We start from the raw sequence: 6,329 nt of genomic DNA on the forward strand, positions 1-6,329 counted from the left end.
CGCCCGGCCGGATTCCCTTGTCTGTTTAACCAGGAGAATTCGATGTACAAACTCGTCTTGCCGCTCGCGCTTGCTGCGGCACTGCCCTGCCATGCGCAGGCACAAACACCCCCTTTTGCCATTGCGGCACCCGGTCCGATGAAGACCGACGCGCCCGCAATGCCTTTACTTGCGCCAACGATGGCGCCCGGCCAGCCGTCTTCCACGCCGCTCAATCAGGCCGCCCCTGCCGGCGCGCCGCTGTTGCTGGCCGGCGCCCTGGCGCGCGTGCTGCAAGCCAATCCCGACCTGCGCGCAGGCGTGCATGAAATCAAGGCCCAGGCCGGCGCCGTCATGCAGGCGGGCGTGGCCCCCAACCCCGAACTGGCCACCTTGGTCGAAGATGCGCGCGAATCGACCAGGACCACCACCGTCCAGCTCAATGTACCAATCGAACTGGGCGGCAAGCGCGCGGCGCGCGTGAACGCGGCGCAGCTCGGGCAGGACGCCGCCGGCGCCGAATTGGCGCTCAGGCGCAATGCCGTGCTGGCAACCGCGCGCGCGGCCTTTTACGATGTGCTGGCCGCCCAGCAGCGCCTGCACATCGCCAACGCATCGCTGGCCCTGGCCGACGGCGCGCTGGCGGCGGCGTCCAAGCGCGTCCTGGCCGGCAAGAATTCGCCGGTCGACGAGACCCGCGCGCGCATCGCCGCCGCCAGCGTCAAGCTCGATCTGGCGCAAGCCGGGGGCGAACTGGCCGGCGCGAAGAACCGCCTCGCCGCGCTGTGGGGCGGAAGCGGGCACGACATCGGCCATGTGGACGGGCAGCTCGGCCATCTGCCGGCGCAGCCCACCCTGCCCCACCTGATGGCGCAATTGGACGCCGCGCCCGCGCTACGGCTGGCGCAGACCGAGCTGGCGCGCCGGCAAGCCCTGGCGCAAGTCGAACGCGCTGGTCGCGTGCCCGACCTGACCGTCAGCATCGGTGCCAAGCGCGACGGGCAAGCGGGCCGCAACCAGGCGGTGTTCGGCCTTGCCATTCCCCTGCCCCTGTTCGACCGCAACCAGGGCAAGCTGCACGAAGCGCTACAACGCGGGGAAAAAGCCCGCGTCGAACTCGACGGCGCCCGCGCGCGCCTGACCAGCGAGCTGGCCCAGGCGCACGACGCCCTGGCGGTCGCCCGCGAACAAGCCCGGCTGCTCAACGACGACATCTTGCCCGGCGCGCAAAGCGCCTACGAGGCCGCGCGCACCGGATTTGAGTACGGCAAGTTCGCTTTGATCGATGTGATCGACGCCCAGCGCACCTTGCTGCAAGCGCGCCTCCAGTACCTGCGCGCCCTGGCGGACGCCCATCGGGCTGCGGCAGACATCGACAGCATCCTCGGCGCCCAAGGCGCCCCCCAGACAGTGGAGTAATGCATGAAAACCCCTTTGAACAAGAAACAACTCATCGTCATCATCGCCGCCCTGCTGATCGGCGCCCTGCTGGCCGCACTGATCGTCACGCGCAAAGGCGCCACGCCTGGGCAGGACGACCACGAGGAGCACGGCGGCCATGCCGAAACGGCCGAGGTTGACCACGGCGGCAAGCCGCACCAGGAAGACGCGGTCCCCGCGCGCGGCCCCCACGGCGGCAAGCTGTTCGTCAGCCAGGGCTACGGCCTGGAAGCGACTATCTTCGACCACAGCGCCGGCCCGCAGTTCCGCATTTATACCTACCAGGACGGCAAAGCGCTCGATCCCTCGGCCAGCAAGGTCCAGGTCACGCTCGAACGCCTGGGCCGGGCCGCCCAGACCATGCGTTTCGCGCGCGAAGAAGACTATCTGCGCGGCGACGCCGTGGTCGGCGAGCCGCACTCGTTCAAGGTCGGCGTGCTGGCCGAACACGGCGGCAAGACCTACCGCTTCGCCTATGAGCAGGTCGAGGCGCGGGTAACGATGTCGGAAATCCAGGTGGCCCAGAACGGCATCGACATCCACACCGCCGGCCCGGCGCGCATCAAGAGTGTGCTCAAGCTCAATGGCGAGATCATGCTCAACGCCGACCGCACGGTGCACGTGGCCCCGCGCCTGGCCGGCATGGTGGAGTCGGTCAGCGCCAACGCGGGCCAGACGGTGCGCAAGGGCCAGGTGCTGGCAGTGCTGTCGAGCCAGGCCCTGGCCGGTGAACGCAGCGCCTTGCTGGCCGCCGAGCAGCGCCTGGCGCTGGCGCGCAGCGTGTTCGAGCGCGAACGCTCGCTGTGGCAACAGAAAATCACGGCGGAACAGGATTACCAGCAAGCCCGCGCCGCCATGCAGGAAGCCGGGATCGCCGCCCAGAGCGCGCGCCAGAAACTCGACGCGCTCGGCGTCGGCGCCGGCAGCCTCAAGCAACTGGCGCGCTATGAAGTACGGGCGCCGATCGATGGCGTGATCACGCAAAAAACCGTGGCCGCCGGCGAATCGGTGAAGGAAGAAGCGAGCCTGTTCGTGGTGGCCGACATGTCGACCGTCTGGGTCGAGCTCTCCGTGAGCGCGCGCGACCTCGAAACCATCCGCCAGGGCCAGAACGCCACCGTGCGCGCGGCCGATACCAGCGCCAGCGGCACGATTTCCTATGTCAGTACCCTGGTCGGCGAGCAAACCCGGGCCGCCAGGGCGCGTGTTGTCTTGCCCAACACCAAGGGCGTATGGCGGCCCGGCTTGCCGGTGACGGTCGACGTGGTGGCCGCCGAGGTCACCGTGCCGGTCGCGGTGCTGCTCGAAGCGGTGCAGAACGTCAACGAATTGCCCTCGGTCTTCGGGCGTTACGGCGACCATTTCGAAGCGCGTCCGCTGGTGCTCGGGCGCAGCGACGGCGAATCGGTCGAAGTAATCAGCGGCCTGCTGGCGGGCGAGAAATATGCCGCCAAGAATAGCTTCCTGATCAAGGCCGACCTCGGCAAAGCCGGCGCCAGCCACGACCATTAAGGACCGCCATGTTCGATACCCTCATACGCTTTTCCATCGAGCGGCGCTGGCTGGTGCTGATGCTGGCCGCCTTCATGGCTGCGCTCGGCGTGTACAGCTACCGCCAGTTGCCGATCGACGCCGTACCCGACATCACCAACGTCCAGGTCCAGATCAACACGGCCCTGCCCGGCTATTCGCCGCTGGAAGCCGAGCAGCGCATCACCTTCCCGGTTGAAACGGCGATGGCCGGGCTGCCCAACCTGGAACAGACCCGTTCGCTGTCGCGCTACGGCCTGTCGCAGGTGACCGTGATTTTCAAGGATGGCACCGACATCTATTTCGCCCGTCAGCTGGTCAACGAACGCCTGCAGCAGGCGCGCGCCAGCCTGCCCGCCGGCGCCTCGCCCGAGATGGGGCCGATGTCCACCGGCCTGGGCGAAATCTACATGTGGACGGTGGAAGCCAAGCCCGGCGCGCTGAAAACCGACGGCACGCCGTTCGACTCGACCGATCTGCGCCAGATCCAGGACTGGATCGTCAAGCCGCAGCTGCGCAATGTCCCGGGCGTGACCGAAATCAACACCATCGGCGGCTATGCCCGCGAAATGCACGTGGCACCGAATCCCGGCCAGATGGTGGCGCATGGGCTGTCGCTGTCCGACATCGTCGAGGCGCTGGAACGCAACAACAGCAATGTCGGCGCCGGCTATATCGAGCGTGGCGGCGAGCAATATCTGGTGCGCGTGCCGGGCCAGGTCGGATCGAGCGAGGATATCGGCGGCATCATTTTGCGCTCGTCGCAGGGCGTGCCGCTGTACATCCGCGACGTGGCAGAGGTGGGCGTGGGCAAGGAATTGCGCACCGGGGCGGCCTCCGAGAACGGCCAGGAAGTCGTGCTCGGCACGGTATTCATGCTGATCGGCGAAAACAGCCGGGCCGTATCGGCCGCCGTCGACAAGAAACTGGGCGAGATCAACAAAACCCTGCCGGCCGGCGTGATCGCGCGCACCGTCTACGACCGTACCGACCTGGTCGACAAGGCGATCAACACCGTGCGCCAGAACTTGCTGGAAGGCGCGGCGCTGGTGATCATCGTACTGTTCCTGTTTTTGGGCAACATTCGCGCCGCGCTGATCACTGCGCTGGTCATTCCCCTGGCCATGCTGGCCACCTTCAGCGGCATGGTCGCCAAGGGCGTCAGCGCCAACCTGATGAGCCTGGGCGCGCTCGACTTCGGCATCATCATCGACGGCGCCGTGGTGATCGTGGAAAACTGCGTGCGCCGTCTGGCCCATGCCCAGGCCGCCGCCGGCCGTCCGCTCACGCGCGAGGAACGCCTGCGCGAAGTGTTCGCCGCCGCCGGCGAAGCGCGTCGGCCCTTGCTGTTCGGCCAGCTCATCATCATGGTGGTGTACCTGCCGATCTTCGCCCTGACTGGCGTGGAAGGCAAGATGTTCCATCCGATGGCGTTTACGGTCGTGGCCGCGCTGGTGGCGGCGATGGTGCTGTCGGTCACCTTCATTCCCGCCGCCGTGGCGCTGATGATCGGCAACAAGGTCAGCGAGCACGACAGCCGCCTGATGGCCTGGGCCCGGCGCGCCTACCTGCCCTTGCTGCGCCGCTCGATCACCAACAAGGCGCCGGTGATGGTTATCGCGGGCGTGGTGATCGGCCTGTCGGCGCTGCTGGCCACGCGCCTGGGCAGCGAATTCGTGCCTAGCCTTAACGAAGGCGACATCACCATGCACGCGCTGCGCATTCCCGGCACCAGCCTGACCCAGGCGGTCGAGATGCAACTGGCGCTGGAACGCACCATCAAGCAACTGCCCGAGGTCGACACCGTGTTTTCCAAGATGGGCACGGCGGAAGTGGCCACCGACCCCATGCCGCCGAGCGTGGCCGATACCTTCATCATGCTCAAACCCGAGTCCGAATGGCCCAAGCCCAAACGCAGCAAGGAAGAGCTTCTTGCTGCGCTGGAACAGGCTGTCGGCAAGGTTCCGGGCAACAACTACGAGTTCACCCAGCCGATCCAGATGCGCTTTAACGAATTGCTCTCGGGCGTGCGCAGCGACGTGGCGATCAAGGTGTTCGGTGACGACAGCGCCGTCATGGGCCGCAGCGCCGGGCAGATCGCCGCCGTGCTCGAAAACATTCCGGGCGCGGCTGACGTGAAGGTCGAGCAAACCACCGGCTTGCCGATGCTTACCATTCGCATTGACCGCGCCCGCACCGCGCGCGTGGGCGTCAACGTGGGCGACGTGCAGCAGGCGATCTCCACGGCCATCGGTGGCGCCAGTGCCGGTTCGCTGTTTGAAGGCGACCGCCGGGTCGACATCGTGGTGCGCCTGCCGGAAAACCTGCGCGCCGACCTGGAAGCGATCCGGCGCCTTCCGATCCGGGTGGCGGCGCGCGCGGGCGATCAGGCCGCCGCCTACGTGCCGCTGGGCGACGTGGCGCAGCTCGACATGGCGCCCGGGCCGAACCAGGTCAGCCGCGAAAATGGCAAACGCCTGGTGGTCGTGACCGCCAACGTGCGTGGGCGCGACATTGGCTCCTTCGTGACGGACGCGGGCGCGGCCATCGGCCAGCAGGTGAAGATTCCACCGGGTTACTGGATTACCTGGGGCGGGACGTTCGAGCAGTTGCAATCGGCCACCAGCCGCCTGCAACTGGTCGTGCCGGCCACCCTGGCGCTGGTGTTCCTGCTGCTGTTCGTCATGTTCGGCAACGTGCGCGATGGCTTGCTGGTGTTTACCGGCGTGCCGTTTGCGCTCACTGGCGGCATCGTCGCGCTGTGGATGCGCGGCATTCCGCTGTCGATCTCGGCGGCGGTCGGGTTTATTGCCTTGTCCGGCGTGGCGGTGCTCAATGGACTGGTGATGATTTCCTTCATTCGCGGTTTGCGGGCGGAAGGCATGCCGCTGGCGCAGGCGGTCGAAACCGGGGCGATGACGCGCTTGCGGCCGGTCTTGATGACGGCGCTGGTGGCCTCGCTCGGCTTTGTGCCGATGGCGCTGGCCACCGGCACCGGGGCGGAAGTGCAGCGGCCGCTGGCGACGGTGGTGATCGGCGGGGTGCTGTCGTCGACCTTGCTGACACTGCTGGTGCTGCCCTTGCTGTATCAGTGGGCGCACCGGCGCGATGATTGATTGACCATCCTGGCGCAGGTTTTTCGGCAATTCCTGCGCCATCGGGTAAGATCGCGCGCATTGGGCAGGCCATTCACGCTCGCTGACTAACAGAAAGAAATGTGACGACGTTTTTACGACGAGAAATGCTTGAGCATGCGCTAGGAGTCTGCGCGGCAGAAACTGATGCAATCCGAATGGTGACGAGGTAAACTTGTCAAATGACGACGAGCTACCTTCCATACGATCAGCATCAGCAAATGCTGCTTCCCCATGCTTTGCAAG

3 protein-coding genes are annotated in these 6,329 nt (G+C 66.6%); all 3 read left to right on the plus strand.

Annotated elements, in window-relative coordinates:
* Positions 1–42 precede the first annotated feature (42 nt).
* Genes F1609_RS29365 through F1609_RS29375 form a run of 3 tightly spaced genes read left to right on the plus strand, consistent with a single transcriptional unit; the run spans position 43 to position 6,065 of the window.
* On the plus strand, positions 43–1,398 hold the full coding sequence (locus F1609_RS29365; protein ID WP_167080714.1) for a TolC family protein: 1,356 nt from the start codon (positions 43–45) through the stop codon (positions 1,396–1,398).
* A gap of 3 nt (positions 1,399–1,401) precedes the next feature.
* Positions 1,402–2,931 (plus strand): efflux RND transporter periplasmic adaptor subunit, encoded by a 1,530-nt coding sequence (locus F1609_RS29370; protein WP_167080716.1) that lies wholly within the window; start codon positions 1,402–1,404, stop codon positions 2,929–2,931.
* A gap of 8 nt (positions 2,932–2,939) precedes the next feature.
* Entirely contained in the window at positions 2,940–6,065 is a 3,126-nt protein-coding gene (locus tag F1609_RS29375) for an efflux RND transporter permease subunit (RefSeq protein WP_167080718.1), read from the plus strand.
* The last annotated feature ends 264 nt before the right edge of the window (positions 6,066–6,329 follow it).

It is taken from the genome of Massilia aquatica (assembly GCF_011682045.1).
Lineage (GTDB): Bacteria > Pseudomonadota > Gammaproteobacteria > Burkholderiales > Burkholderiaceae_D > Telluria_A > Telluria_A aquatica.